This is a genomic window from Paracoccus ferrooxidans (genome assembly GCF_029909815.1).
In the GTDB taxonomy this organism is placed as follows: Bacteria; Pseudomonadota; Alphaproteobacteria; order Rhodobacterales; family Rhodobacteraceae; genus Paracoccus; species Paracoccus versutus.
Genome location: NZ_CP038198.1, coordinates 786,460 through 808,869, shown reverse-complemented (window position 1 = coordinate 808,869; position 22,410 = coordinate 786,460). Strand labels below are relative to the sequence as shown.

Here is a 22,410-nt window from a genome sequence, read left to right as displayed (position 1 = left end):
CCTTTCTTCGTTCCCAAAATACTCCGGGGGAGGCCCGCAGGGCCGGGGGCAGCGCCCCCCGCGACGGCACCGCCCGGCAAGCCCGGCTCAGGCCTCGCGCAAGACCCGCGGCACCTTGAACTCGACATTCTCGCGCGCCGTCTCGACCATCTCGACCGTCACGTCGTAGCGTTCGCGAAAGGCCGCGACCACCTCGTCCACCAGCACCTCGGGGGCCGAGGCGCCGGCGGTCACGCCCACCGCCCGCGCGCCTTCGATGGCGCGCCAGTCGATCTGGTCGGCGCGCATCACCAGCTGGGAATAGGCGCAGCCGGCCGCGCTGCCCACCTCGACCAGCCGGCGCGAGTTGGAACTGTTCGGCGCCCCGATCACCAGAAGCGCGTCGATCTGCCCGGCGATGGCCTTGACCGAGGCCTGCCGGTTGGTCGTCGCATAGCAGATGTCCTCCTTGGCCGGCCCCCTGATGCCGGGAAACCGGGCCTGCAAGGCGGCCACGATGGCGGCGGTGTCGTCGACCGACAGCGTGGTCTGGGTGATGAAGGCCAGCCGGGAAGGATCGCGCGGCTCGATCCCGGCCACGTCCTCGACCGTCTCGACCAGCAGCACCTCGCCCTCGGGCAATTGCCCCATGGTGCCCAGCACCTCGGGGTGGCCGGCATGGCCGATCATCACCATCTGCAGGCCCTCGGCGTGGTGGCGCTCGGCCTCGACATGGACCTTGCTGACCAGGGGGCAGGTGGCGTCGACGAAGACCATCTCGCGCCGCCGCGCCTCGGCCGGCACCGCCTTGGGCACGCCATGGGCGGAAAAGATCACCGGCCGGTCGTCCGGGCACTCGTCCAGCTCCTCGACGAAGACCGCGCCCTTGTCGCGCAGGCTGTCGACGACGAACTTGTTATGCACGATCTCGTGGCGGACATAGACCGGCGCGCCCCATTTCTGCAGCGCCATCTCGACGATCTTGATGGCGCGGTCCACGCCGGCGCAAAAGCCGCGCGGCGCGGCCAAGTAAAGGATCAGGGGCGGTTTCTTGTCCATGGGCTTCACCTAACCCCGGTAGGGGCGCCTCGCAAGGGATCAGGCGCCCTCGAAGCTGGTCAGGGCATGGACCTCGTGGCCCAGCCCCTCCAGCAGCGCCCGCCCGCCTAGCTCGGGCAGCTCGATCACGAAGGCGCAGCCCACGACCTCGGCCCCCAGCCGCTCGCAAAGCGAGATCCCGGCCGCGGCGGTGCCGCCGGTGGCCAGCAGGTCGTCCACGATCAGCACCCGTTCGCCGGGGCGAAGCGCGTCGTCGTGGATCTCCATCACCGCCTCGCCATATTCCAGCGCATAGGCCTGGCTGATGACGGCGCCGGGCAGCTTGCCCTTCTTGCGGATCGGCACGAAGCCCACGGAAAGCTGATGCGCCACCGCGCCGCCCAGGATGAAGCCGCGCGCCTCGAGCCCGACCACCTTGTCGATGGCCTCGCCGGCATAGGCGGCCAGAAGCTGGTCCACCGCCATGCGAAAGCCGCGCGCATCGGCAAAAAGCGTGGTCACGTCGCGAAACAGGATGCCCTCATGGGGGAAATCGACGATGGTGCGGATATAGTCGCGCACCGTCCGGGTGTCGCGGCGACGCTTTTCGGGCCGGTTCTCCATCAGGGGCGCTCCATCTCGAAGGTCTGGGTGGTGATGGTGTAGTCCTTGTAGCCCATGCGCGACAGCCAGCCGGTGGCGCGCAGGTCGAAGCGGCCGTCCTTCAGGCAATCCTGGCGCAGGTGGATGCCGGTGACGACGCCCAGCACCATGTAGTTCGCCTCGCCCGCCAGCCGCAGGATGCGGGTCGCGCGGCATTCCAGCGCCGCGGCGGCGCCGGCCACGCGCGGGCAGTCGATGCTGTGGCATTCGGCGGGCTCGATGCCGGCGGCCTGGAACTCGTTCACCCCGGCGGGCAGGGCGGCGGAACTGGCGTTGACCTGGTCCTTCAGCGGCCCGTCGGCGATGTTGACGCAGAAGACGCGCGACTCGGCGATCTGGGCCACGCTGTCCTTGGTGCCGTTCCGGTCCGGCTTGGCCGCGGTCGAGGCGAACATGACCTGCGGCGGCACATAGGCGGTCAGGTTGAAGAAGGAATAGGGCGCCAGGTTGTCGCCCTGCCGCCCGCGGGTCGAGATCCAGCCGATCGGCCGCGGCGCGACGATGGCGTTCAGCGGATTGTGCGGCAGCCCGTGGCCGTCCTGGGGTCGGTAGAACATGGCGTGCCTCGCTGGTCGCTCAGTGATGCGGGGCCCAGAAGTGACCCCATGCGCGCGGCGCGTCAAGCGTTCTTGCCGCCTTGCCCGCCCGCCCCCGCCCGCCCTTGCGACAGTCCGGCGAATTTTGCCGCCCCGGTCCCGCAGGCGGTTTTCGCGGCCGCGCCTGCATGTTACGCGGTTCCTGCGCCGCGCCCAGACCACCCGAATCCCGACCCCAGCACCGGAGGCAGGATGTACGAACTTTGCCCCGAAACCCCCGCCGACGCGCCCGAGGTCGAGGCGCTTCTGGACCTGTGCTTCGCGCCGGGGCGCACGGCGCTGTCCTCCTATCGGCTGCGCGAGGGGGTGGCGCCGGTCGGGCCGCTGTGCCTGATGCTGCGCGACGATTTCGGCGCGCTGATGGGCGCGATCCGCTATTGGCCGGTGCGCGTGGCCGGGCGGCCGGTGCTGCTGCTGGGCCCGGTCGCCGTGCATCCGACGACACAGGGCGAGGGGCTGGGCGCGCTTCTGATGCGCGAAAGCCTGACCCGCGCGGCCGAGATGGGGTGGCAGCGGGCGATGCTGGTCGGTGATCTGCCCTATTATCAACGCTTTGGCTTCTGGAAGCTCGAAGATGTCGAGATGCCGCCGCCCACCAACCCCGACCGCGTGCTGGGGCTGGAGCTGGTGCCCGGCGCCTGGGAGGGCGTCACCGGCCTGGTCGAGCGCGAGACCGGCGAATCCGCGCCCGGCCAGCGCGAGATGCGCCGCGAGGGCTGCACCCAGGTCGCGCCGCCCGATCACTCGGCATAGAGGAAATCCTGCGGGTGATTGGCCAGGCTGCCGGTCAGCGCGGCATAAAGGATGGTGCGGCCGTCGATGGTCTCGGGCCCGCCGGCCATGCCGAGCCAGGTCAGCAGTTCCGCCCCCTCGCCGTCGCGCACCGAAAGCACGCCATAGGCCGTGCCGCCGGCGGGCGCGTAAAGCACCGCGAACTGGTTTTCGCCGCAGTCGTGCTGCTTGCAGGCGGTCATGGCCAGATATTCCTGCCCGCCGAAGGCGACCTTCTGGCTGGGCGAGATCACCGCGCCCTCGCGCAGCCATTCGGGCATCTGGTGGCCCTCGGCCATCTTCTCGACCGCCGCGGTCAGGCCCTGGTCCTTGCCCAGATCGGCCAGCGTCAGCCCCATCTCGGGCGCCGCGGCCTGGGCGGTCGCCTGCTCTGCCGGCTGCTCGGCCGTCGCTTGCGCCCCCGTGTCTTGCGTTCCCGTCTCCTGCGTCCCGCTTTCCTGCGCCAGGGCGGCGGGCCCCAGCATCAGCGCGGCGGTCAGGGTCAGGGCCGGGATCGTGCGGCGGATGTTCATGGCGGTCTTCCTTGTCCTTGTTCTTGCGTCGTTCTTGCGTCCCGCCCTTCCGGCGGCGGGCTGCCGATTCGCCACAGGAACCCGCGGCACGGGTTGCGGGTTCCTTTGCCAGTGCCCAGTTCTAGCACAGCCATGACATCGCAGGGTATCCACAAGGATGACCGAACAAAGCCAGATCCCCGTCCGCCAAACCGTCCTGCCGCCGATCGACGACCCGACCGTGCATGCGGCGATCGACCGGCTGGCGCGGCGCTATCTCCAGGCGGGCGGCGTGGCGATGGAGCTGCTGACTGCCATCGGCGGCAAGGCCGAGGGGTTGCTGGAACGCCTTCCGGCCCCGGTGCGCGGGCGCATGGATCGGCTTACGCTGGCGGCGCTGAACCGCGCCTTCGACGCCGCCTCTCGGTCGCGCGGGGTGCTGCGGGACCGGGGCGACCTGTTCAACCGCCTGCTCTCGACAACCTCGGGCGCGGTGGGCGGGCTGGCCGGGATCGGCGGCGCGGCGCTGGAGCTGCCGGTGACGGTGACGCTGCTCTTGCGTGCGATCATGGACATCGCCGCCGAGCACGGCTTCGACCCGGTCTCGGACGAGGCCCGGCGCGAGGCGCTGCATGTCTTTGCCTCGGCCGGGCCGCTTTCGGATGACGACGGCACCGACCTGGGGCTGCTGGCCGCGCGGATGACCATCACCGGCCAGACCGTGCAGGCGCTGATCGCGCGGGTGGCGCCGCGGCTGTCCGCCTCGCTGGCACAGAAGCTGGCGGCGCAGGCCGTGCCGGTGCTGGGCGCGCTTGCCGGGGCCTCGATCAACTACAGCTTCACCCGCTACTACCAGGAACTGGCGCGGGTGCATTTCGGCCTGCTGCGGCTGTCGCAGGAAACCGGCATCCCGCGCGAGGCGCTGGCCGAGGCGCTGGAGCTGCGCATGATCCAGCTCCGCCCGAACACGGCGGCGCGCAAGCTGTCGCGGCGCGCCTAGGCCTCGGGCTCGGCTGCCAGTTCCAGCACGGCCGCCGGCGCCTCAAGGTGCTCGATGCCCAGCGGCGCCGAGGGCCGGGCGAGGCGCGATTTCACCACCCAATGCAGCCGCTCCTGCGCGCGGGTGATGGCGACATAGGCCAGCCGCTTCCACAGCGCGATGCCGGCTTCCGAGCGGCCCGACCAGGCGGCGGCGGCGATGTCGGGGGCAAAGACCTGCACGTCGGGCCATTGGCTGCCCTGCGCCTTGTGGATCGTCACCGCCGCGCCATGCAGGAAGGTCGCGCCCATGCGGGCGGCAAAGGGGATGAAGGGCTCCTCGACATCCGGGATCTCGATCTTGACGATGCTGGCGGCGGAAAGCCGCGGCTCCTCGGCCCCCACGACATGCAGGCGCGAGAAGCCGGGCTTGCGCCCCGGTCCCAGATAGACCACCTGCGCCCCCTTGATCAGCCCGCGCGCCTCCAGGTCGATGCGCTTCTTGCGGTGCTTCAAGGGCAGTTCCAGCCCGTCGCAGATCAGGGGCTCGCCCGGCAGCAGCGCATCGCCCGGCGCGCCATAGGCCGAGCGAAAGGCCTGGATCAGCTTGATGCGGGTGATGTTGCGCCAGACCAGGACCGGGCTTTGCGCCATCAGGTCGGATTCGACCCGCTCGGCCCAGGTCACGCGCGGATCGCGGGCGGCGGCCTCGCGGATCATGCGCTCGAAGGCGTCGAACTCCAGCCTGGGATCCGCCAGCGCATGGGCCAGGTCCAGGATCGGGCTGTCGCCCTCCTGCCGGTGGATGCGGCTCAGCATCAGCCGCTGCGAGGCCGCGAGCCGATCAAAGACCATCTCGCCCGATTGCCCGACCGGGGCCAGCTGCGCCGGATCGCCGAACAGGATCAGAAGGGGAAAGATCTCGCGCAGGTCTTCGAACTGGCGCTCGTCCAGCATCGAGGCCTCGTCGACCAGCCCGATGTCCAGCCCGTCCTCGCGCCGCTTCCAGCCGCGGATGAAGTCCGAGCCGCGCAGGCCGGCCGCGGCCAGGGCGCCGGGGATCGAGGCATGCTGGTCGTAGAAGGCCTTGGCCCGGTCGAGCGCCGCCTCGGTCAGCCCCTCCATCAACCCTTCGACGGAAGGGCGCTCGCCCACGCCGGTCAGCCAGTCGGCGATGCGCTCGTATTCCGGGTCGTAGACCGGGGTATAGAGGATGCGGTGGATGGTGGTCGCCGGCACGCCGCGCATGCGCAGCACGAAGGCCGCCTTGTTGGTGGGGGCCAGGATGGCGACGGTGCGGCGGTCCTTGCGCTTCTTGCCCTCGTAATCGCCCGAGACGACATCGACCCCGGCCGCCTTCAGCGCCTTGGTCAGCTCGGCAAGCAGCAGGGTCTTGCCCGAGCCGGCCTTGCCGATCACCGCCATGACCCGGCCCTTGCCGGGCTTCGGCGGCGCGATCTCTTCCGAGACGAGGTCGATGCCGGACTCCTCGAGCGCGGCGGCAAGCGCATCCCAGGCTTCGGCCTGATCGGGGGAAAGGGCGGGCAGGGTCATGCGCCCTTGTTAGCCCGCGGCGCGAGGGGCGGAAAGGCCGATCCGGTGGCGCCGCCGCGATTTGGGTATTTGTGCAACGAAGAAGAAGCCGGGTGCGGCCCCGATCTTCTCTGTTCTCCAAATACCCATGCGGGGCGCGCGCGCGTTCGTCATGCGCAGGGGTCTTTCGGGGCGCAGGCGGGCGGGCTTATCCGTGGCTTGCCGCGATCAGCGCGGCGACGCCCTGCACGATCAGTGCCATGCCCGCCATCTGCCGCCCCGAGATGCCTTCGCGGAACAGCCGGCCCGAGACGAGCTGCGCCATCACCACCTCGACCAGGGCCAGCGTGCGGACATTGGCCGCCGCGGTCAGCGCGAAGCCCAGGAACCAGAAGAGCGAGGCCAGCGCCCCCAGGGCGCCCGCGCCCAGCGAGCCGCGCCAGTGCCGGGCGATGCCCGCCAGCGCCCTGCGGTCGGCGGCGGCCAGCCAGGCCAGCATGATCGCGCTTTGCAGCGCCAGGCTGAGCAGCAGGACGGTGGCGGCCCGCACCGGTTCGGCGCCGAAGGGCAGGGCGAGGATCGCGCCGCGAAAGCCGATGGCCGAGAGGCCGAAGAGCGCCCCGGCCGCGATGCCCAGGCCGCCCGCGCGCCAGCCGCCGCGCCGCCAGTCGGCCCCCGACATCAGCACCACGCCCAGCGTCGCCGTGGCGATCGCCGCCATGCGCGCCGGGCCCAGCGGCTCGGCCAGCAGCAGGGCGCCGATCAGCGCCAGCGTCACCGGCTCGGTCTTGATCAGCGCGGTGGTGACGCCGAAGCCGCGGCTTTCCATCGTCAGCAGCATCAGCGCGGTGGCGGCGATCTGCGAGCTTGCCCCCAGCGCCGCCCAGCCCAGCACCGCCGCATCGGGCATGGGCACCGGCACCAGCACCGCCATGCCGGCCAGGACCAGCGCGGCAAAGGGCAGGCCGAAGAGAAAGCGCACCGCGGTCGCGCCCATGGTGCCGAGTTCCGCCGTCAGCCGCCGCTGCGCCGCGTTGCGCCCGGTCTGGGCCGCGGCGGCGATCAGCGTGGCGAGGATCCAGCTCAAGCCCCGGCCTCGCCCATCAGCCCCGGATCGCCTCCAGCATCCGCGTGACGTTCTCGGGGTCGGCCTCGGGGGTGATGCCGTGGCCGAGGTTGAAGATATGCGGCCCCTGCGAGAAGGCCCGCACGATCCGGCGCGTCTCGGCCACCAGGGCGTCGCCGCCCGTCACCAGCAGGCGCGGGTCCAGGTTGCCCTGCACGCAGCCGTCCTTCTGCACCTCGGCCGCCGCCCAGTCGGCGCTGACCGAATTGTCCAGCGCCACGCAATCGGCGCCGGTGGCGCGGGCAAAGCCCGCATAGCGCGGCCCGGCCTCGCGCGGGAAGGCGATGACCGGGATGCCGGGATGGCGCGATTTCAGCGCGGCGATGATCCGGCGCGCGGGCTCGACCGCGAAATCGTCGAAGTCCCGGCCCTTGAGCGAGCCGGCCCAGCTGTCGAAGAGCTTGACCACCTCGGCCCCGGCCTCGATCTGGGCCGAGAGATAGTCGATGGTCGCCTCGGTGATGCGGTCGATCAGCGCGGTGAAGGCGGCGCGGTCCTCGGCCTTGAAGGCATGTGCCGGGGCCTGGTCGGGGGTGCCGCGGCCGGCGACCATGTAGGTCGCGACGGTCCAGGGCGCGCCGGCAAAGCCGATCAGCGTGGTCTCGCGCGGCAGTTCGCGCGCGAGGATGCGCACGGTTTCATAGACCGGCGCCAGCGTGTCGTGGATCGCCCCGGTCGGCTTCAGCGCCGCGACCCCGGCGGCGGTGGTGACGGTGGAAAGCCGCGGCCCCTCGCCGGTCACGAACCACAGGTCGAGTCCCAGCGCCTGCGGCAAAAGCAGGATGTCGGCAAAGAGAATCGCTGCGTCGAAACCATAGCGGCGGATCGGTTGCAGCGTGACCTCGGCCGCCAGGTCGGGGGTGTAGCACAGCGACAAAAAGTCGCCGGCCTGGGCGCGGGTGGCGCGGTATTCCGGCAGGTAGCGGCCGGCCTGGCGCATCATCCAGACGGGCGGAACGGGCAAACGCTCGCCCTTGAGCGCGCGCAGGATGGTTTTTTCGGACATAATTCACCTCTCGCTCCCTTCATGGCGCGCGCGTCCCCGTTGTCAAGGCCGAGGGGGGGCGCTAAGCCCTGTGCCATGACCCAGATGCCCGACCCCCAGAACCCCATCCGCATCGGCACCCGTGGCTCGGCCCTGGCGCTGGCGCAGGCGCATGAAACCCGCGACCGGCTGATGGCCGCGCATGGCCTTGCGGCAGACGCCTTTCAGATCGTGGTGATCAAGACCACCGGCGACCGCGTGCTGGACCGCCCGCTGAAGGAGATCGGCGGCAAGGGCCTGTTCACCCGCGAGATCGAGGATGCGCTGCTGGCGCAGCAGATCGACATCGCCGTGCATTCCATGAAGGACATGCCGACGCTGCAACCCGACGGGCTGGTGATCGACTGCTACCTGCCGCGCGAGGATGTGCGCGACGCCTTCGTCAGCGCGCAGTTCGCGGCGATTTCCGAGCTTCCCCAAGGGGCTGTCGTCGGTTCCTCGAGCCTGCGGCGGCGGGCGCAGCTGGCGGCGCGGCGGCCCGACCTGAAGCTGGTGGAGTTTCGAGGAAACGTGCAGACCCGCCTGAAAAAGCTTGAGGAAGGTGTCGCGGTGGCGACTTTCCTGGCCATGGCGGGGCTGACGCGGCTGGGGATGCTGCATGTGGCGCGCGGCGCGGTCGCCCCCGACGAGATGCTGCCGGCCGTGGCGCAGGGCTGCATCGGCGTCGAGCGGCGCAGTGATGACGCGCGCATCGCCGCGATGCTGGGCGCGATCTCGGACCGCGACAGCGCGCTGCGGGTGACGGCCGAGCGCGCCTTCCTGGCGCGGCTGGACGGTTCCTGCCAGACGCCCATCGCCGGGCTGGCGGAACTCGATGGCGACCGGCTGCGGCTGCGCGGCGAGATCCTGCGCCCCGACGGCAGCGAGGTGATCGCCGGCGAGCGCATCGGGCCGGCCGCGGACGGCGCAGCCATGGGCACCGACCTGGCCGAGGAATTGCGCGGTCGCGCGCCTGCCGATTTCTTCGACTGGTCCTAGAGCGCCAAGGCCAGCGCCAGGCCCAGCCCCAGCAGCGCCATTGCCCGGCGATACAGCGCCAGCCCGCGCAGCAGATCCGCCGCGCCGGGGTCGCGGGCGCCCGCGTTCAGCCAGGGTTCGGGGCTTTCCACGCCGTGATAGCGGCGCGGGCCCGACAGGCGCACGTCCAGCGCGCCGGCCATGGCACCCTCGGGCCAGCCGGCATTGGGCGAGCGGTGGCGGCGCGCGTCGCGGCGCATCACCCGCCAGGCCCGCCGCGACCCCGCCGCCGCGACAAAGAGCAGCCCGCTCAGGCGCGAGGCCGGCAGGTTCACCAGGTCGTCCAGCCGCGCCGCCACCCGCCCGAACAGCGCGTGACGCGGGCTCATGTGGCCGATCATCGAATCGAGCGTGTTGATCGCCTTGTAGGCGGCGATCCCCGGCAGCCCGGCCACCGCCGCCCAGAACAGGGGCGCGACCACGCCGTCCGAGGCGTTCTCGGCCAGGCTTTCCAGCGCGGCGCGGGCGATGGGCTCGGGCCGGTCGTCGAGGTCGCGGCCGACGATCATCGCCACCGCCGCCCTGGCCGCCGGAACATCCCCGGCAGCCAGGGGGCGGGCCACGGCGGCGACGTGATCGTGCAGCGAACGGGTGGCGACCAGCGGCCAGGCCAGAACGCCCAGAATCACCGGGCCGAAGGGCAGCCCCGCCAGGGCCCAGGTCAGCAGCAGCGCCGGGATCACCGCTGCGCCCAGCGTCACCGCCACCGCCAGCGCGCCGCGGGCGATGCGATGCCGGCCGCGGTTCCAGCGCGCATCCAGCGCCGAGATCAGCCGGCCGATCCAGACCACCGGATGCGAGATGCGGCGATAGAGCGCATCGGGCCAGCCGATCAGCGCATCGACCAGCAGGACGGTCAGGGCGATGGTCAAGGTCTCGGGCGTCATGGCGCGACCCGGTTGACGGCCTCGACGGCCCAGCCGGCCGGGCTGCGCGACAGGATGGTCAGCGACAGCGGCGCCACCGAGAATGACAGCGCCGCCGGGCCGACCGCCAGGGCCAGCGCAGCGCGCACCGTGCCGGCATGGGCGACGATGGCCACCGTGCCGCGGGCCTGCTCCAGCAGCGGCTGCACCCGCGCCGCCATGTCGAGGAAGCTTTCGCCCCCCGGCGGGCGCTGGCGGGCCAGCGCCTCGGGCGGCAGCGGGCCCAGGTCGGGGATCATGGCGCCGGGTTCCTCCCAGGCGCCGAAATCCTGCTCCCACAGGCCGGGATGCCACTCGGGGGCCAGGTCCAGCGCCGCGCAGGTCTGTCGGCAGCGCAGGGCGGGGCTGGACCAATGCTTGCCCGCGCCGCGCAAGGCCGCACGCGCCCAGTCGAGCGCGGCGCGGTCGCTGCAATCCGCCGCCACATCGCGCCGCCCGGCCAGCCCCGGCCCGGCCAGCGGCGCATGGCGCAGGATCAGCAGCCGTGCGGCGGTATCGAAAGGCGGGCTCATCGGGCATCCTTGCGGCTGGGCGCGGCAGGAATGGCGCGGGGACGCGGGCTTGTCAACGAAGCCCCGGCCGGCGCAGGATCGGCGGCAAGAAGAGGTGTCGCGACAGCAGGCTTGACGCCGGCCCGGTTCCGGCGGCATAAACCAGTTAAATGAACACTCGTTCAATAAACGGAGGAGATGGCCGATGTTCACCGCGGGAATGCAGTTCGACCTGGGCGAGGACGTGAACGCGCTGCGCGAGACCGTCCATCGCTGGGCGCAGGAGCGGGTGAGGCCCATCGCGGCCGAGGTGGACCGCAAGAACGCCTTCCCGAACGAGCTGTGGCGCGAGATGGGCGAACTGGGCCTGCTGGGCATCACCGTGTCCGAGGAATTGGGCGGCAGCGGCATGGGCTACCTGGCGCATGTCATCGCGACCGAAGAGATCGCCCGCGCCTCGGCCTCGGTCAGCCTGTCCTATGGCGCGCATTCGAACCTTTGCGTGAACCAGATCAAGCTGAACGGCACCGACGAGCAGCGGCGGAAATACCTGCCCGACCTGTGTTCGGGCCGTGCCGTGGGCGCGCTGGCCATGTCCGAGGAGGGCGCGGGCAGCGATGTCGTCGGCATGAAGCTGCGCGCCGAAAAGCGCAACGATCGCTATGTGCTGAACGGCAGCAAATACTGGATCACCAACGCGCCCGACGCCGATACGCTGGTGGTCTATGCCAAGACCGACCCCGAGGCGGGCAGCCGCGGCATCACCGCCTTCATCGTCGAGCGCGGCATGAAGGGCTTCTCGAGCAGCCCGCATTTCGACAAGCTGGGCATGCGCGGCTCGAACACCGGCGAGCTGATCTTCGAGGATTGCGAAGTGCCCTTCGAAAACGTGCTGGGCGCCGAGGGCAAGGGCGTGCGCGTGCTGATGTCGGGCCTCGACTACGAGCGGCTGGTGCTGTCGGGCATCGGCACCGGCATCATGGCGGCCTGCCTCGACGAGGTCATGCCCTATGTCAAGGAACGCAAGCAGTTCGGCCAGCCCATCGGGTCGTTCCAGCTGATGCAGGGCAAGATCGCCGACATGTATGTCGCGCTGAACACGGCGCGCGCCTATGTCTACGAGGTGGCGCGCAGCTGCGATGCCGGCCGCGTCACCCGGCAGGACGCCGCGGGCGCGGTGCTTTACGCCAGCGAGCAGGCCATGGTGCAGGCGCATCAGGCCGTGCAGGCGCTGGGGGGCGCGGGCTTCCTGAACGATTCGGTCGTCAGCCGGCTGTTCCGCGACGCCAAGCTGATGGAGATCGGCGCCGGAACCTCCGAGATCCGCCGGATGCTGATCGGCCGCCAGCTGATGGAGATCGCCTGATGCGCGCGCTGGCGCTGTTCCTGCTGATGGCTGCGCCGGCGCTGGCCCAGGACGGGCCCGGCTATGACGGCAAGCCGCTTGCCGCCTGCCTCGACCGCATGGCCGGCGAAGGGGGCGACCGGCGCAGCTGCATCGGCGCGGCCTCGGGGCCCTGCATGGACCAGCCGGGCGGCCAGACGACCGCGGGCATGGTGCAATGCCTGACGGCCGAGGCCGCGGATTGGGACCGGCTGCTCAACCGCTGGTATTCCGCGGCGATGAACCGGGCCGAGGCCATGGATGCCGGCCAGGGCGACGGCCAGGACATGGAAGAAGCGGCGCCGGTGCTGAAGCAGGCGCAGCGCAACTGGATCGCCTTTCGCGACGAAAGCTGCCGGTTCGAGGCGCTGCGCTATCAGGGCGGCACCATGCGCGGCATCGCTCATGCCGGCTGCATGATGCAACTCTCTGCCGAACAGGCGCTGCGGCTGCGCGTCCTTGCCGAGGAGGAGGGGTGATGCGCGCGCTGGCCTTCCTGTTGCTGCTGGGCACACCCGCCTTGGCCGGCGATGCCTCGGGCTTCGATCCGGCGGCGATCGACCAATGCCTCGACGCGGCCGAAACCCAGGGCGCGCGGGCCGATTGCGCCGGGACGGGGATGGATGCCTGCCTGGATTACGCCCGGCAGAAATACACCGGCGACGACCCGGATTTCCCGATGGCGAACTGCCTCGACGCCTCGCACCAGGCATGGGAGGCGAAGCTGACCGCCGTCTACCAGGCGGCGCTGGAGGCCGCCGATCCGCCAGAGCCGCTGCGCCGGATGGAGCGCAGCTGGATCGCCTTTCGCGAGGCGCTGTGCGAAGGCGCCGGCGATCTGGCCCGCGCCCGCTGCATCCGGGACGAGACGGCGCGGCAGGTGGCGCTGCTCATGTCGCTGGCGGACCTGCAATGAGCGGCGGTGGGGAAAAGGGGCGCCCCCGGTGGCGGCGCCCCCGTCCAGGCCGTGACGGCGGCCTAGAATTTCATCACATAGCTGATGCCGGCGACGAGCGGATCGACCTCCACGGTGCCGATCTTGGTGCCGTCCAGCTCGACATCGGGGTCGATGTCGATCCAGCGCAGGTCGGCGCGCAGCGCGGCGCGGTCGTTGATCCAGTGATCCACGCCCAGATGCGCAGCCAGGCCCAGGCTGTTCTTGACCCGCAGATCCTGGCCGGCCAGCGGCCCCTTGGCCTCGCCGTCCCAGAAGCCGGTAAAGTTCACGCCCAGGCCGACAAAGGGCTTCCAGCGCGGATGCACGTCGAAGTGATATTGCACCGAGACCACCGGCGGCAGGTGCTTGACCGTGCCGATCTCGGTCCCGTTCGACTTGATCGAATGCTTGAGGGGCAGGGCGCCCAGCACCTCGATGCCGATATTGTCGCGAATGAAATACTCAAAGGTGATGCTGGGGCGGGTGCTGTTGCCGACATCCACCGGCGTCGGCCCCGCCAGCACGCCATTGTCCGATTTCGGGTTCACATGCGCGATCCCGAAGCCAAGCGTCCAGTCGCCTTGCGATTGCGCAAGCACGGGGGAGGCAAGCGCGGCGAGTGCCGCGGCGATGGCAAGCTTGTGTCTCATGGCGATCCTCTTTTCTTGTCGCATGCTCGCTCATCGCGCCTTGTTTCGGGCTTCGACGTTGATCTGGATCAATATTTCCGCTTTTGGCCGGCCTGCGACAAACTGGCGCAGACCTCCGGCGCTTCGACCGAAAGGATGATGCGATGAAGCTTGGCACCTCGGTCCTGCCTTCCTCGGAAACCTTCCGCGCCAATCGCGCGGCGCATCTCGCCATGCTCGAGACGGTGCGCGAGGCGGCGCTGGCCGCGGCGGCGGGCGGCGGCACGAAGGCGCTGGAGCGCCATGTCGCCCGCGGCAAGATGCCCCCGCGCGAGCGGGTGGCGAACCTGCTCGATCCCGGCTCGCCCTTCCTGGAAATCGGCGCGACGGCGGCGCATGGCATGTATGACGGCGCCGCGCCCTCGGCCGGGGTGATCGCCGGCATCGGCCGGGTGCATGGGCAAGAGGTGATGGTCGTGGCCAATGACGCGACGGTCAAGGGCGGCACCTATTACCCGATGACGGTGAAAAAGCACCTGCGCGCGCAGGAGATCGCCGAGGAATGCCATCTGCCCTGCGTCTACCTGGTCGATTCCGGCGGGGCGAACCTGCCCAACCAGGACGAGGTCTTTCCCGACCGCGACCATTTCGGCCGCATCTTCTACAACCAGGCGCGCATGTCGGCCAAGGGCATCGCGCAGATCGCCGTGGTCATGGGCTCCTGCACGGCGGGCGGCGCCTATGTCCCGGCCATGTCGGACGTGACCATCATCGTCCGCAACCAGGGCACGATCTTCCTGGCCGGCCCGCCGCTGGTGCGCGCCGCCACCGGCGAGGTGGTCTCGGCCGAAGACCTGGGCGGCGGCGATGTCCACACCCGCCTTTCCGGCGTCGCCGACTACCTGGCCGAGGACGACGCCCATGCGCTGGCCATCGCCCGCCGCGCCGTCGCCAACCTGAACCGCCGCCGGCCCGAGGGCGTCGCATGGCAATCCCCCGAACCCCCGGCCCATGACCCCGAGGAAATCCTCGGCCTCGTCCCCGCCGATCTCAAGACCCCCTACGACATCCGCGAGGTGATCGCGCGCGTGGTGGACGGCTCGCGCTTCGACGAGTTCAAGGCCCGCTTCGGCGAGACGCTGGTGACGGGCTTCGCCCATCTCGAAGGCTGTCCCATCGGCATCGTGGCCAACAACGGCGTGATCTTCTCGGAAGCCGCGCAGAAGGGCGCGCATTTCATCGAGCTCTGCTCGATGCGGGGCATCCCGCTGGTCTTCCTGCAGAACGTCACCGGCTTCATGGTCGGGCGCAAATACGAGAACGAGGGCATCGCCCGGCACGGCGCCAAGATGGTGACGGCGGTGGCGACGACCAATGTGCCCAAGATCACCATGCTGGTCGGCAGCAGTTTCGGCGCCGGCAATTACGGCATGGCCGGCCGTGCCTACGGCCCGCGATTCCTCTGGACCTGGCCCAACAGCCGCATCTCGGTGATGGGCGGCGAACAGGCGGCGGGCGTGCTGGCCACCGTGCGCCGCGAGGGGATCGAGCGCCAGGGCGGCCGCTGGAGTGCCGAGGAAGAGGCCGAGTTCAAGCGCCCCACCGTCGAGATGTTCGAGCGCCAGTCGCACCCGCTCTATGCCTCGGCCCGGCTCTGGGACGACGGCGTCATCGACCCCCGAAAGACCCGCGACGTGCTGGCGCTCAGCCTGCGCGCCAGCCTCAATGCGCCCATCGAGCCGACGCGCTTCGGCATCTTCAGGATGTGACGCCGATGCGCATTTCCACCCTGCAAGGCGACATCACCCGGCTCGCCATGGACGCCATCGTCAATGCCGCCAATCGCACGCTGCTGGGCGGCGGTGGCGTCGACGGCGCCATCCACCGCGCCGCCGGCCCCGAACTGCTCGCGGAATGCCGCGCCATCGGCGGCTGCCCGACCGGCGAGGCCCGCATCACCAGGGGCTACGGCCTGCCGGCCCGATACGTCATCCATGCCGTCGGCCCGGTCTGGCAAGGCGGTACGGCGGGCGAGGACGACCTGCTCGCCAGCGCCTATCGCCACAGCCTGCTTCTTGCCCAGGCCCATGACATCGCCCGCATCGCCTTCCCGGCGATCTCGACCGGCATCTACGGCTTCCCGGCCGAGCGCGCCGCCCGCATCGCGGTCGCGACCATCCTCGACCATGCCGCCGGCCTCGAAGTGATCCTGGTCGGCTTCGACGCCGGCAGCCATGCCACGCTCCGCCAGGCGGTGGACGAGGCCCGCCGATGATTTCTCCGTTTTCCAAATACCCCACGGGGGTCCGGGGGTGTGAAACCCCCGGCCCGACCGCTGCCACAGGAGCCGCCGGATGTTCCAGAAGATCCTGATCGCCAACCGCGGCGAGATCGCCTGCCGCGTCATCGACACCGCCCGCAAGCTCGGCGTGCGGACCGTCGCGGTCTATTCCGAGGCCGACCGCGGCGCCCGCCACGTCGCCCTGGCCGACGAGGCCCTGCTGATCGGCGGCCCGGCGCCCAAGGACAGCTACCTGCGCGGCGATGCCATCATCCGCGCCGCGCTCGACACCGGCGCCGGAGGCATCCATCCCGGCTACGGCTTTCTCAGCGAGAACCCGGATTTCGTCGATGCGGTGACGGCGGCGGGGCTGACCTTCATCGGCCCCTCGGCGCAGGCGATCCGCAAGATGGGCCTCAAGGACGCCGCCAAGGCGCTGATGGCAGAGGCCGGCGTCCCGGTCGTCCCCGGCTATCACGGCGAGAACCAGGACGCGGACCACCTCCAGGCCCAGGCCGACAGGATCGGCTATCCCGTCCTGATCAAGGCGGTGGCCGGCGGCGGCGGCAAGGGCATGCGCCTGGTCGAACGCGCCGGGGACTTCCCCGCCGCGCTGCAATCCGCGCAGGGCGAGGCCGCCACCGCCTTCGGCAACCCGGCGGTGCTGATCGAGAAATACATCTCCAGGCCCCGCCATATCGAGGTGCAGATCTTCGGCGACGGCCAGCGCGCCGTCCACCTCTTCGAACGCGACTGCTCGCTGCAACGCCGCCACCAGAAGGTGATCGAGGAGGCCCCGGCCCCCGGCATGACGCCCCAGATGCGCGCGGCCATGGGCGCCGCCGCCACCCGCGCCGCCGAGGCCATCGGCTATGCCGGTGCCGGCACCGTCGAATTCATCGTCGATACCAGCCGCGGCCTTCGCCCCGACGGCTTCTGGTTCATGGAGATGAACACCCGCCTCCAGGTCGAACATCCCGTGACCGAACTCGTCACCGGCATCGACCTGGTGGAATGGCAGCTCCGCGTCGCCAGCGGCGAGCCGCTGCCGTCCCGGCAGGAAGACCTGGCCATCACCGGCCATGCCTTCGAGGCCCGGCTCTATGCCGAGGACGTGCCCGCGGGCTTTTTGCCCGCCACCGGGCGGCTGGCGCATCTGCGCTTTCCCGACCATGCCCGGATCGAGACCGGGGTGCGGCCGGGCGACACGATCTCGCCCTGGTACGACCCGATGATCGCCAAGATCGTCACCCATGGCGCGACGCGCGCCATCGCCCTGCGGGCGCTGGAATCGGCGCTCGTCGATACCGAGGTGGCGGGCTCTGTCACCAATGTCGATTTCCTGATCGCGCTGACCCGCCACGAAGGCTTCGGCCGGGGCGAGGTCGACACCGGCCTGATCGCCCGCGACCTCCAGGCGCTGGTCGAGGCCGCCGAACCCGACCCGCGGGCCAAGGCGCTGGCAGTCCTCGGCCTTGCCGGGCTCGACGATCCGACGCTGCGCGGCGGCATCACGCTGTGGCAGCCGCTGCGCCGCACCATCGCCTGGGACGGCGGCGAGGCCGTCCTCGAGGTGCTGGGCCCCGGCGCCGCCCGCGTCACGCTGGACGGCGGCACGCATGAGATCGGCTATGAGGGCGGGCGCTGGTGGGTCGACGGCAGCCCGCGCCGCTCGCGCATCGTGAACCATGCCGCGGGCACCAGCGTCTTCGGCGGCCGCTCGCTGACGCTCATCCCGCTCGACCCGCTGGCCCGCGGCGGCGAGGAGGCGGGGGGCGGCATGACGCTGTCGCCCATGCCGGGGCTCGTCAAGGCGATCTTCGTCGAGCCGGGGCAGCAGGTGGCGGCGGGCGAGCCGCTGGCGATCCTCGAGGCGATGAAGATGGAGCACACGCTGACCGCCGCCCGCGACGGCCGCGTGGCCGAGGTGCTGGCGGCTGCCGGCGACCAGGTCGAGGCCGGCGCCGCCCTGATCCGGCTGGAGGAGGAAGAGGACGCATGATCCTGCACCATGTCCCCGGCTCGCGCTCCATGCGCGTGCTCTGGCTGATCGAGGAACTGGGGCTCGATTGCACCTTGCGTTCCTGGTCCTTGACCGACGGCAGCCTGCGCAGCGCCGAGTTCCGCGCGCTCTCCCCCGCCGGCCGCATCCCGGCGCTGGAAATCGACGGCCGCGCCATCTTCGAATCCGGTGCCATCCTGCAATACCTGACCGAGCGCGAGGGCAGGCTGGCCCCCAGACCGGGCGAGCCCGAGCGCGCCGATTTCCTGGAATGGGTCCATTTCGCCGAAACCCAGGCCAATATCCTGCAGGCGCTGAACATCCACCACATCTTCCTGCGGCCCGAAAGCGCGCGCTCGGTGCCGCTGATGCGGCTCGATACCCGGCGGCTGGCCGTGACCGCCCAGGCGCTCGACGCGCATCTGGCGGGGCGCGAGACGCTGCTTTCCACCTTCTCGGCCGCCGAGTGCATGCTGGGCTTCAATATCGAGGCGCTGTTCCGCTTCCTGCCCGCCGCCGGCTATCCGGCGCTGGCCGCCTATCGCGACCGCATGCTGGTGCGGCCGGCCTATCGCCGCGCCCTGGCCCGCGCCGGGGGCGACGCCATCTATGACCGCGATTTCTACGAGGTGCCCGATGTCCAAGGTTGAGATCTTCGAGGTCGGCCCGCGCGACGGGTTGCAGAACGAAAAGCGCCTGATCCCGGCGGCGGAAAAGATCGCCCTGGTCGACCTGCTGTCGCAGGCCGGCTTCCGGCGCATCGAGGTGACAAGCTTCGTGCCGCCGAAATGGGTGCCGCAGATGGCGGACGCGGCCGAGGTCATGGCCGGCATCGCCCGCCGGCCGGGCATCCGCTATGCGGTGCTGACCCCGAACCTGCGCGGCTACGAGGCGGCGCGGGCCGCCGGCGCGGACGAGGTGGCGATCTTCGCCTCGGCCTCGGAGGGGTTTTCCAGGGCGAACCTGAACGCCACCATCGCCGAAAGCCTCGCGCGGCTCGCGCCGGTGGCAGAGGCGGCGCGGGCCGACGGCATCCCGCTGCGCGGCTATGTCTCGGTGGTGACGGATTGCCCCTTCGACGGCAAGGTGGCGCCCGCAAGCGTCGCCCGCGTCGCGGCCAGCCTGCGCGACATGGGCTGCTACGAGGTGAGCCTGGGCGACACCATCGGCCAGGCCCGGCCCGAGGCGATCGACGCCATGTTGGCCGCAGTTCTGGAGGAACTGCCGCCCGAAAACCTGGCCGGCCATTACCACGACACCGCCGGTCGGGCGCTGGAGAATATCGACGCGAGCCTCGCGCGCGGGCTGCGGGTCTTCGACGCCGCCGTGGGGGGCCTGGGCGGCTGTCCCTATGCGCCCGGCGCCGCGGGCAATGTCGCGACCGAGAAACTCGCCGCGCACCTGGCCCTGGGCGGCCACGACACCGGGCTCGACATGGCGGTGATCGAAAAGGCCGCCGCCATGGCCCGCGGCATGAGAGGAGGCGCATGATGGAAACGATCCGCATCGAGACCGATGCCCGCGGCGTCGCGCATCTGTGGCTGGCGCGCCCGGACAAGCACAATGCGCTTTCGGCGCAGATGATCCGCGAATTGACCGAAGCCGCGCAGCGGCTAGGCGCCGACCCGGCCGTGCGCGCGGTGGTGCTGGCGGCCGAGGGGCGCAGCTTCTGCGCCGGCGGCGACCTGGGCTGGATGCAGGAGCAGATGCGCGCCGATGCCCAGACCCGGCGGGCCGGCGCGCGCGAACTGGCGATGATGCTGAATGCGCTGAACACCCTGCCCAAGCCGCTGATCGGCCGGGTCCAGGGCAATGCCTTCGGCGGCGGGATCGGCCTGATCTCGGTCTGCGATGTCGCCGTGGCCGTGCCCGAGGCGCGCTTCGGCCTGACCGAGACCCGGCTCGGCCTGATCCCCGCCACCATCGGCCCCTATGTCCTGGCCCGCATGGGCGAGGACAGGGCGCGCCGCGTCTTCATGTCCGCGCGCCTCTTCGACGCGGGCGAGGCGATGCGGCTGAACCTGCTGGCGAGCCTTGCCGATGCCGCGGTGCTGGACGCGGCCGTCGAGGCCGAGATCGCGCCCTATCTCTCCTGCGCCCCCGGCGCGGTGGCGGCGGCCAAGCGCCTGGCCCGCCGCCTCGGCCCGCCCATCGGCGAGGCCGAGATCGAGGCCAGCATCCAGGCCCTGGTCGATGTCTGGGAAGGCGACGAGGCCCAGGAAGGCATCGCCGCCTTCTTCGACAAGCGCAAGCCGCGCTGGCAGCCGGGCTGAGGCGCTGGCCCGACAACTTCTTCGTTCTGAAAATACTCATCGGAAGGTTTTCTGCAGCGCCGCGATTGCAGGTTCAGTCGCCGCATCGACGCTGCGCCTGCCCGCGCTGCGGGATTTGAGTATTTGGGGAACGAAGAAGACAACCGGCGGCATGCCGTCGCAGCCTTGCGCCTATTGCATGTCAGGGCTTCGCGGCGGGCGGCTTGGCGGCATATGGTCGCATCTGTTAACGCTAGCGGGCCTGATTTTCCCACATCCGCCAGCCCTGAAGGTGCCGCCATGCCGCCGCAGCCCAATCTCAAGCTTGCCATCCTTGCCCTGGGCCTTGGCGCCTTCGCCATCGGCACCTCGGAATTCGCCGCCATGGGGCTCTTGCCCTGGTATGCGAGCGACCTGGGCATCAGCGAGCCGCAGGCCGGCCATGTCGTGTCGGCCTATGCGCTGGGCGTGGTGGTGGGGGCGCCGATCACCTCGATCCTGGGCGCGCGGCTGCCGCGGCGGCGCTATCTGGCGGGGCTGATCGCGGCTTACGGGGTGATGAACCTGCTGGCGGCGGTGCTGCCGGGCTATGGCACGCTGGTCGGCACGCGCTTCCTGGCCGGCCTGCCGCATGGCGGCTTCCTGGGCGTGGCCATGTTGTTTGCCGCCGATGCCCTGCCGCGGGACCAGCGCGCCAAGGGGGTGACGCAGGTGCTTCTGGGCCTGACCGTCGCCAATATCGCCGGGGTGCCGCTGGCCGGGGTGCTGGGACAGGGGCTCGGCTGGCGCTGGGGCTTTGCGCTGCCCGGCGTGCTGGCGCTTCTGGCGGGCTGGCTGATCCTGCGGCTGGCGCCGCGGGTCGGCGCGCCCAGGGATGCGCGGCCGCTGGCCGAGCTGAAGGCGCTGCGCAATCCGGCGGTCATGCTGATCCTGCTGGTCGGCGCCATCGGCTTCGGCGGGCTTTTCGCGGTCTATTCCTATCTCTCGGCCGCGATGCTGGCGACGACGCAGCCGCCGGGCTGGGCGATCCCGGCGACGCTGTCGGCCTTCGGCATCGGCGGCACGCTGGGCAGCATCCTGGCCGCCCGGCTGACCATGCGCCATGGCACCTGGGGCGCGGCGCTGCGGCTGATGCTGTTCATGGCCGCGACCCAGGCTTTCGCCGCCTGGGCGGTGGGCGACTGGGGGATGATGCTGGCCTCGTCCTTCCTGCTGGGCCTGGGCTCGGGCATGGTGGTGCCCTTGCAGACCCGGCTGATGGAGGTCGCGGGCGAGGCGCAGAGCATGGCCGCGGCGATGAACCACGCCGCCTTCAACGCCGCCAATGCGCTGGGGCCCTGGCTCGCCGGGTTGGCGCTGGCGGCGGGCTGGGGCTGGCGTTCCTCGGGGCTGGTGGCGGTGGCGCTGTCAGGGGCGGGGATGCTCGCCCTCGGGCTTGCCTGGCAGCAGGCCCGTCTCGCCGGGAACCGGCTTCATGATCGCCCGGCGCGAGTGTGAGGCGAATTCGCGCCGCCACGAGATGAAAAGCACGTAGCTGGTGGCCAGGAACAGCCCCCAGGGCCCCGCCAGCCAGCCAAGCGCCCCCAGCGCGAAATAGACGCAGCGCAGCCCCGAGTTGAAGCTTTTCGCCGCGGTGATGTTGATGTCGGCCGCCTGCATGGCCAGCGGCGCGGCGCGGGGGTCGTCGGGCTCGTTCGGGACCGAGGCCATGATGATCGCGCAATAGCCGAACAGCCGGTGCGACCAGACGAAGCGCAGAAGCGCGTTGGCCACGAAGAACAGCACCACGACGATCTTGATTTCCCATTTCAGCGTCGGCACGTGGCCCAGGTCGAACTGGCGCGCCACGCCGGCCAGCTGGTCGGTATTGCCGATCAGCGCCAGCCCGCCCCCGACCGCGATCAGGCAGGCCGAGGCGAAGAAGGCCGTGCCCTCGCGCAGGGTGGTCAGGATGGCGCTGTCGAAGATGCGCGGGTCGCGTGTGATGAATTGTCGCATCCATTCGCGGCGATAGGCCTTCATCAGCACCGTGACCGAGGGATGGGCCCTGGGCGGGTTCTCGGTGATCCAGCCGATGCCCAGCCAGGCCAGGAACAGCCAGAGCAGGGCGGCAAGGTCGGCCGGCGACAGCGGGCCAAAGGCGGGCAGGCCGGGCAGGGCGGTGTTCGGGTCCATGGCGCGGTTCTATCCTCGTGGTCTTGCTGTTGCCAGCCTGCGTCGCGGCGTCTATCCAGCAACCTGGTTATCTTT

The 22,410-nt window shown here is 70.7% G+C and carries 24 protein-coding genes; 13 read left to right on the top strand and 11 right to left on the bottom strand.

The features are described 5' to 3' along the window. Nucleotides 1-87: 87 nt before the first annotated feature. From ispH to E3U26_RS04035, 3 genes are read right to left on the bottom strand one after another with little or no spacing between them, the layout of a single operon-like run. Nucleotides 88-1,038: a 4-hydroxy-3-methylbut-2-enyl diphosphate reductase gene (gene ispH / locus E3U26_RS04045; protein ID WP_036758077.1), complete on the bottom strand. Its 951-nt coding sequence runs from the start codon at nucleotides 1,036-1,038 to the stop codon at nucleotides 88-90. Between the two features lie 39 nt (nucleotides 1,039-1,077). After that, complete coding sequence (locus E3U26_RS04040; protein ID WP_036758075.1) at nucleotides 1,078-1,641, bottom strand: adenine phosphoribosyltransferase; 564 nt, start codon at nucleotides 1,639-1,641, stop codon at nucleotides 1,078-1,080. Further along, on the bottom strand, nucleotides 1,641-2,237 hold the full coding sequence (locus E3U26_RS04035) for a flavin reductase family protein (RefSeq protein WP_499105533.1): 597 nt from the start codon (nucleotides 2,235-2,237) through the stop codon (nucleotides 1,641-1,643). Before E3U26_RS04035 ends, E3U26_RS04040 begins: the two co-directional genes overlap by 1 nt. A gap of 231 nt (nucleotides 2,238-2,468) precedes the next feature. Between E3U26_RS04035 and E3U26_RS04030 the strand changes: the two genes are divergently transcribed. Beyond that, nucleotides 2,469-3,029 (top strand): GNAT family N-acetyltransferase, encoded by a 561-nt coding sequence (locus E3U26_RS04030; RefSeq protein WP_499105532.1) that lies wholly within the window; start codon nucleotides 2,469-2,471, stop codon nucleotides 3,027-3,029. Here the strand turns inward: E3U26_RS04030 and E3U26_RS04025 are convergent. Beyond that, nucleotides 3,017-3,580, bottom strand: a complete 564-nt coding sequence (locus E3U26_RS04025; protein ID WP_499105531.1) for an Ivy family c-type lysozyme inhibitor — start codon at nucleotides 3,578-3,580, stop codon at nucleotides 3,017-3,019. The two genes, E3U26_RS04030 and E3U26_RS04025, sit on opposite strands and share 13 nt — an antisense overlap. A gap of 157 nt (nucleotides 3,581-3,737) precedes the next feature. On the opposite strand from E3U26_RS04025, the gene E3U26_RS04020 reads away from it, so the two are divergent. Continuing rightward, nucleotides 3,738-4,559 carry an EcsC family protein gene (locus E3U26_RS04020; protein ID WP_114536686.1) on the top strand — a complete coding sequence of 274 codons (822 nt, stop codon included), beginning with the start codon at nucleotides 3,738-3,740 and terminating at the stop codon, nucleotides 4,557-4,559. Here E3U26_RS04020 and E3U26_RS04015 read toward each other — a convergent pair. The 3 genes from E3U26_RS04015 to hemE all read right to left on the bottom strand — a co-directional run bounded on the left by E3U26_RS04015 (nucleotide 4,556) and on the right by hemE (nucleotide 8,202). Further along, complete coding sequence (locus E3U26_RS04015) at nucleotides 4,556-6,091, bottom strand: ATP-dependent DNA helicase (protein WP_036759760.1); 1,536 nt, start codon at nucleotides 6,089-6,091, stop codon at nucleotides 4,556-4,558. The genes E3U26_RS04020 and E3U26_RS04015 overlap by 4 nt on opposite strands. 187 nt (nucleotides 6,092-6,278) lie before the next feature. Further along, nucleotides 6,279-7,157 carry a DMT family transporter gene (locus tag E3U26_RS04010; protein WP_499105530.1) on the bottom strand — a complete coding sequence of 293 codons (879 nt, stop codon included), beginning with the start codon at nucleotides 7,155-7,157 and terminating at the stop codon, nucleotides 6,279-6,281. A 16-nt stretch (nucleotides 7,158-7,173) separates the two neighbouring features. Next, entirely contained in the window at nucleotides 7,174-8,202 is a 1,029-nt protein-coding gene (hemE, locus tag E3U26_RS04005; RefSeq protein WP_114536683.1) for a uroporphyrinogen decarboxylase, read from the bottom strand. Between the two features lie 75 nt (nucleotides 8,203-8,277). Between hemE and hemC the strand changes: the two genes are divergently transcribed. Further along, entirely contained in the window at nucleotides 8,278-9,219 is a 942-nt protein-coding gene (hemC, locus tag E3U26_RS04000; RefSeq protein WP_208021314.1) for a hydroxymethylbilane synthase, read from the top strand. Here the strand turns inward: hemC and cbiB are convergent. Beyond that, entirely contained in the window at nucleotides 9,216-10,145 is a 930-nt protein-coding gene (cbiB, locus tag E3U26_RS03995) for a cobalamin biosynthesis protein CobD/CbiB (RefSeq protein WP_499105529.1), read from the bottom strand. The genes hemC and cbiB overlap by 4 nt on opposite strands. After that, nucleotides 10,142-10,696 (bottom strand): histidine phosphatase family protein, encoded by a 555-nt coding sequence (locus E3U26_RS03990; RefSeq protein ID WP_036759751.1) that lies wholly within the window; start codon nucleotides 10,694-10,696, stop codon nucleotides 10,142-10,144. The genes cbiB and E3U26_RS03990 overlap by 4 nt, the downstream gene beginning before the upstream one ends. A 184-nt stretch (nucleotides 10,697-10,880) precedes the next feature. Here E3U26_RS03990 and E3U26_RS03985 point away from each other — a divergent pair, with 184 nt between their 5' ends. The 3 genes from E3U26_RS03985 to E3U26_RS03975 are packed head-to-tail and all read left to right on the top strand — an operon-like array spanning nucleotide 10,881 to nucleotide 12,975. Next, a complete protein-coding gene (locus tag E3U26_RS03985) occupies nucleotides 10,881-12,041 on the top strand; it encodes an isovaleryl-CoA dehydrogenase (RefSeq protein ID WP_499105528.1) in 1,161 nt (386 codons plus the stop codon). Next, entirely contained in the window at nucleotides 12,041-12,538 is a 498-nt protein-coding gene (locus E3U26_RS03980) for a lysozyme inhibitor LprI family protein (RefSeq protein WP_499105527.1), read from the top strand. The genes E3U26_RS03985 and E3U26_RS03980 overlap by 1 nt, the downstream gene beginning before the upstream one ends. Beyond that, nucleotides 12,538-12,975, top strand: a complete 438-nt coding sequence (locus E3U26_RS03975) for a lysozyme inhibitor LprI family protein (RefSeq protein WP_214272496.1) — start codon at nucleotides 12,538-12,540, stop codon at nucleotides 12,973-12,975. Before E3U26_RS03980 ends, E3U26_RS03975 begins: the two co-directional genes overlap by 1 nt. A gap of 62 nt (nucleotides 12,976-13,037) precedes the next feature. Here E3U26_RS03975 and E3U26_RS03970 read toward each other — a convergent pair whose 3' ends face one another. Continuing rightward, entirely contained in the window at nucleotides 13,038-13,646 is a 609-nt protein-coding gene (locus E3U26_RS03970) for an OmpW/AlkL family protein (protein WP_114536677.1), read from the bottom strand. Between the two features lie 143 nt (nucleotides 13,647-13,789). Between E3U26_RS03970 and E3U26_RS03965 the strand changes: the two genes are divergently transcribed. The 7 genes from E3U26_RS03965 (at nucleotide 13,790) to E3U26_RS03935 (ending at nucleotide 21,657) form a co-directional block, all read left to right on the top strand. Further along, nucleotides 13,790-15,394 (top strand): carboxyltransferase domain-containing protein, encoded by a 1,605-nt coding sequence (locus tag E3U26_RS03965; RefSeq protein ID WP_499105526.1) that lies wholly within the window; start codon nucleotides 13,790-13,792, stop codon nucleotides 15,392-15,394. A gap of 5 nt (nucleotides 15,395-15,399) precedes the next feature. After that, on the top strand, nucleotides 15,400-15,900 hold the full coding sequence (locus E3U26_RS03960) for an O-acetyl-ADP-ribose deacetylase (protein ID WP_072461999.1): 501 nt from the start codon (nucleotides 15,400-15,402) through the stop codon (nucleotides 15,898-15,900). 79 nt (nucleotides 15,901-15,979) lie between these two features. Next, entirely contained in the window at nucleotides 15,980-17,908 is a 1,929-nt protein-coding gene (locus tag E3U26_RS03955) for a biotin carboxylase domain-containing protein (RefSeq protein ID WP_499105525.1), read from the top strand. Continuing rightward, entirely contained in the window at nucleotides 17,905-18,558 is a 654-nt protein-coding gene (locus E3U26_RS03950) for a glutathione S-transferase family protein (RefSeq protein ID WP_499105524.1), read from the top strand. The genes E3U26_RS03955 and E3U26_RS03950 overlap by 4 nt, the downstream gene beginning before the upstream one ends. Further along, entirely contained in the window at nucleotides 18,545-19,399 is an 855-nt protein-coding gene (locus E3U26_RS03945; RefSeq protein WP_114536673.1) for a hydroxymethylglutaryl-CoA lyase, read from the top strand. The genes E3U26_RS03950 and E3U26_RS03945 overlap by 14 nt, the downstream gene beginning before the upstream one ends. Next, complete coding sequence (locus tag E3U26_RS03940; protein WP_499105523.1) at nucleotides 19,396-20,181, top strand: crotonase/enoyl-CoA hydratase family protein; 786 nt, start codon at nucleotides 19,396-19,398, stop codon at nucleotides 20,179-20,181. Before E3U26_RS03945 ends, E3U26_RS03940 begins: the two co-directional genes overlap by 4 nt. A gap of 279 nt (nucleotides 20,182-20,460) precedes the next feature. Next, nucleotides 20,461-21,657, top strand: coding sequence for an MFS transporter (locus E3U26_RS03935; RefSeq protein WP_036759730.1), 1,197 nt, complete (start codon nucleotides 20,461-20,463; stop codon nucleotides 21,655-21,657). Here the strand turns inward: E3U26_RS03935 and E3U26_RS03930 are convergent. Beyond that, the gene (locus tag E3U26_RS03930) at nucleotides 21,568-22,335 is read right to left on the bottom strand and encodes a DUF599 domain-containing protein (RefSeq protein WP_036759729.1); all 768 of its coding nucleotides are present in this window, start codon (nucleotides 22,333-22,335) and stop codon (nucleotides 21,568-21,570) included. The genes E3U26_RS03935 and E3U26_RS03930 overlap by 90 nt on opposite strands. Nucleotides 22,336-22,410: the final 75 nt, after the last annotated feature.

What these genes read in the sequence shown, in the direction of transcription:
- E3U26_RS03935 (WP_036759730.1), top strand. Translation starts at nt 20,461, where the DNA reads ATGCCGCCGCAGCCCAATCTCAAGCTTGCCATCCTTGCCCTGGGCCTT.
- E3U26_RS03970 (WP_114536677.1), bottom strand. Translation starts at nt 13,646, where the DNA reads ATGAGACACAAGCTTGCCATCGCCGCGGCACTCGCCGCGCTTGCCTCC.
- hemC (WP_208021314.1), top strand. Translation starts at nt 8,278, where the DNA reads ATGACCCAGATGCCCGACCCCCAGAACCCCATCCGCATCGGCACCCGT.
- E3U26_RS04035 (WP_499105533.1), bottom strand. Translation starts at nt 2,237, where the DNA reads ATGTTCTACCGACCCCAGGACGGCCACGGGCTGCCGCACAATCCGCTG.
- cbiB (WP_499105529.1), bottom strand. Translation starts at nt 10,145, where the DNA reads ATGACGCCCGAGACCTTGACCATCGCCCTGACCGTCCTGCTGGTCGAT.
- E3U26_RS04030 (WP_499105532.1), top strand. Translation starts at nt 2,469, where the DNA reads ATGTACGAACTTTGCCCCGAAACCCCCGCCGACGCGCCCGAGGTCGAG.
- E3U26_RS04020 (WP_114536686.1), top strand. Translation starts at nt 3,738, where the DNA reads ATGACCGAACAAAGCCAGATCCCCGTCCGCCAAACCGTCCTGCCGCCG.
- E3U26_RS03960 (WP_072461999.1), top strand. Translation starts at nt 15,400, where the DNA reads ATGCGCATTTCCACCCTGCAAGGCGACATCACCCGGCTCGCCATGGAC.
- E3U26_RS03965 (WP_499105526.1), top strand. Translation starts at nt 13,790, where the DNA reads ATGAAGCTTGGCACCTCGGTCCTGCCTTCCTCGGAAACCTTCCGCGCC.
- E3U26_RS03955 (WP_499105525.1), top strand. Translation starts at nt 15,980, where the DNA reads ATGTTCCAGAAGATCCTGATCGCCAACCGCGGCGAGATCGCCTGCCGC.
- E3U26_RS03985 (WP_499105528.1), top strand. Translation starts at nt 10,881, where the DNA reads ATGTTCACCGCGGGAATGCAGTTCGACCTGGGCGAGGACGTGAACGCG.
- E3U26_RS04040 (WP_036758075.1), bottom strand. Translation starts at nt 1,641, where the DNA reads ATGGAGAACCGGCCCGAAAAGCGTCGCCGCGACACCCGGACGGTGCGC.
- E3U26_RS03945 (WP_114536673.1), top strand. Translation starts at nt 18,545, where the DNA reads ATGTCCAAGGTTGAGATCTTCGAGGTCGGCCCGCGCGACGGGTTGCAG.
- E3U26_RS03980 (WP_499105527.1), top strand. Translation starts at nt 12,041, where the DNA reads ATGCGCGCGCTGGCGCTGTTCCTGCTGATGGCTGCGCCGGCGCTGGCC.
- E3U26_RS03990 (WP_036759751.1), bottom strand. Translation starts at nt 10,696, where the DNA reads ATGAGCCCGCCTTTCGATACCGCCGCACGGCTGCTGATCCTGCGCCAT.
- E3U26_RS04025 (WP_499105531.1), bottom strand. Translation starts at nt 3,580, where the DNA reads ATGAACATCCGCCGCACGATCCCGGCCCTGACCCTGACCGCCGCGCTG.
- E3U26_RS03930 (WP_036759729.1), bottom strand. Translation starts at nt 22,335, where the DNA reads ATGGACCCGAACACCGCCCTGCCCGGCCTGCCCGCCTTTGGCCCGCTG.
- E3U26_RS03975 (WP_214272496.1), top strand. Translation starts at nt 12,538, where the DNA reads ATGCGCGCGCTGGCCTTCCTGTTGCTGCTGGGCACACCCGCCTTGGCC.
- E3U26_RS03950 (WP_499105524.1), top strand. Translation starts at nt 17,905, where the DNA reads ATGATCCTGCACCATGTCCCCGGCTCGCGCTCCATGCGCGTGCTCTGG.
- E3U26_RS04015 (WP_036759760.1), bottom strand. Translation starts at nt 6,091, where the DNA reads ATGACCCTGCCCGCCCTTTCCCCCGATCAGGCCGAAGCCTGGGATGCG.
- ispH (WP_036758077.1), bottom strand. Translation starts at nt 1,038, where the DNA reads ATGGACAAGAAACCGCCCCTGATCCTTTACTTGGCCGCGCCGCGCGGC.
- E3U26_RS03940 (WP_499105523.1), top strand. Translation starts at nt 19,396, where the DNA reads ATGATGGAAACGATCCGCATCGAGACCGATGCCCGCGGCGTCGCGCAT.
- hemE (WP_114536683.1), bottom strand. Translation starts at nt 8,202, where the DNA reads ATGTCCGAAAAAACCATCCTGCGCGCGCTCAAGGGCGAGCGTTTGCCC.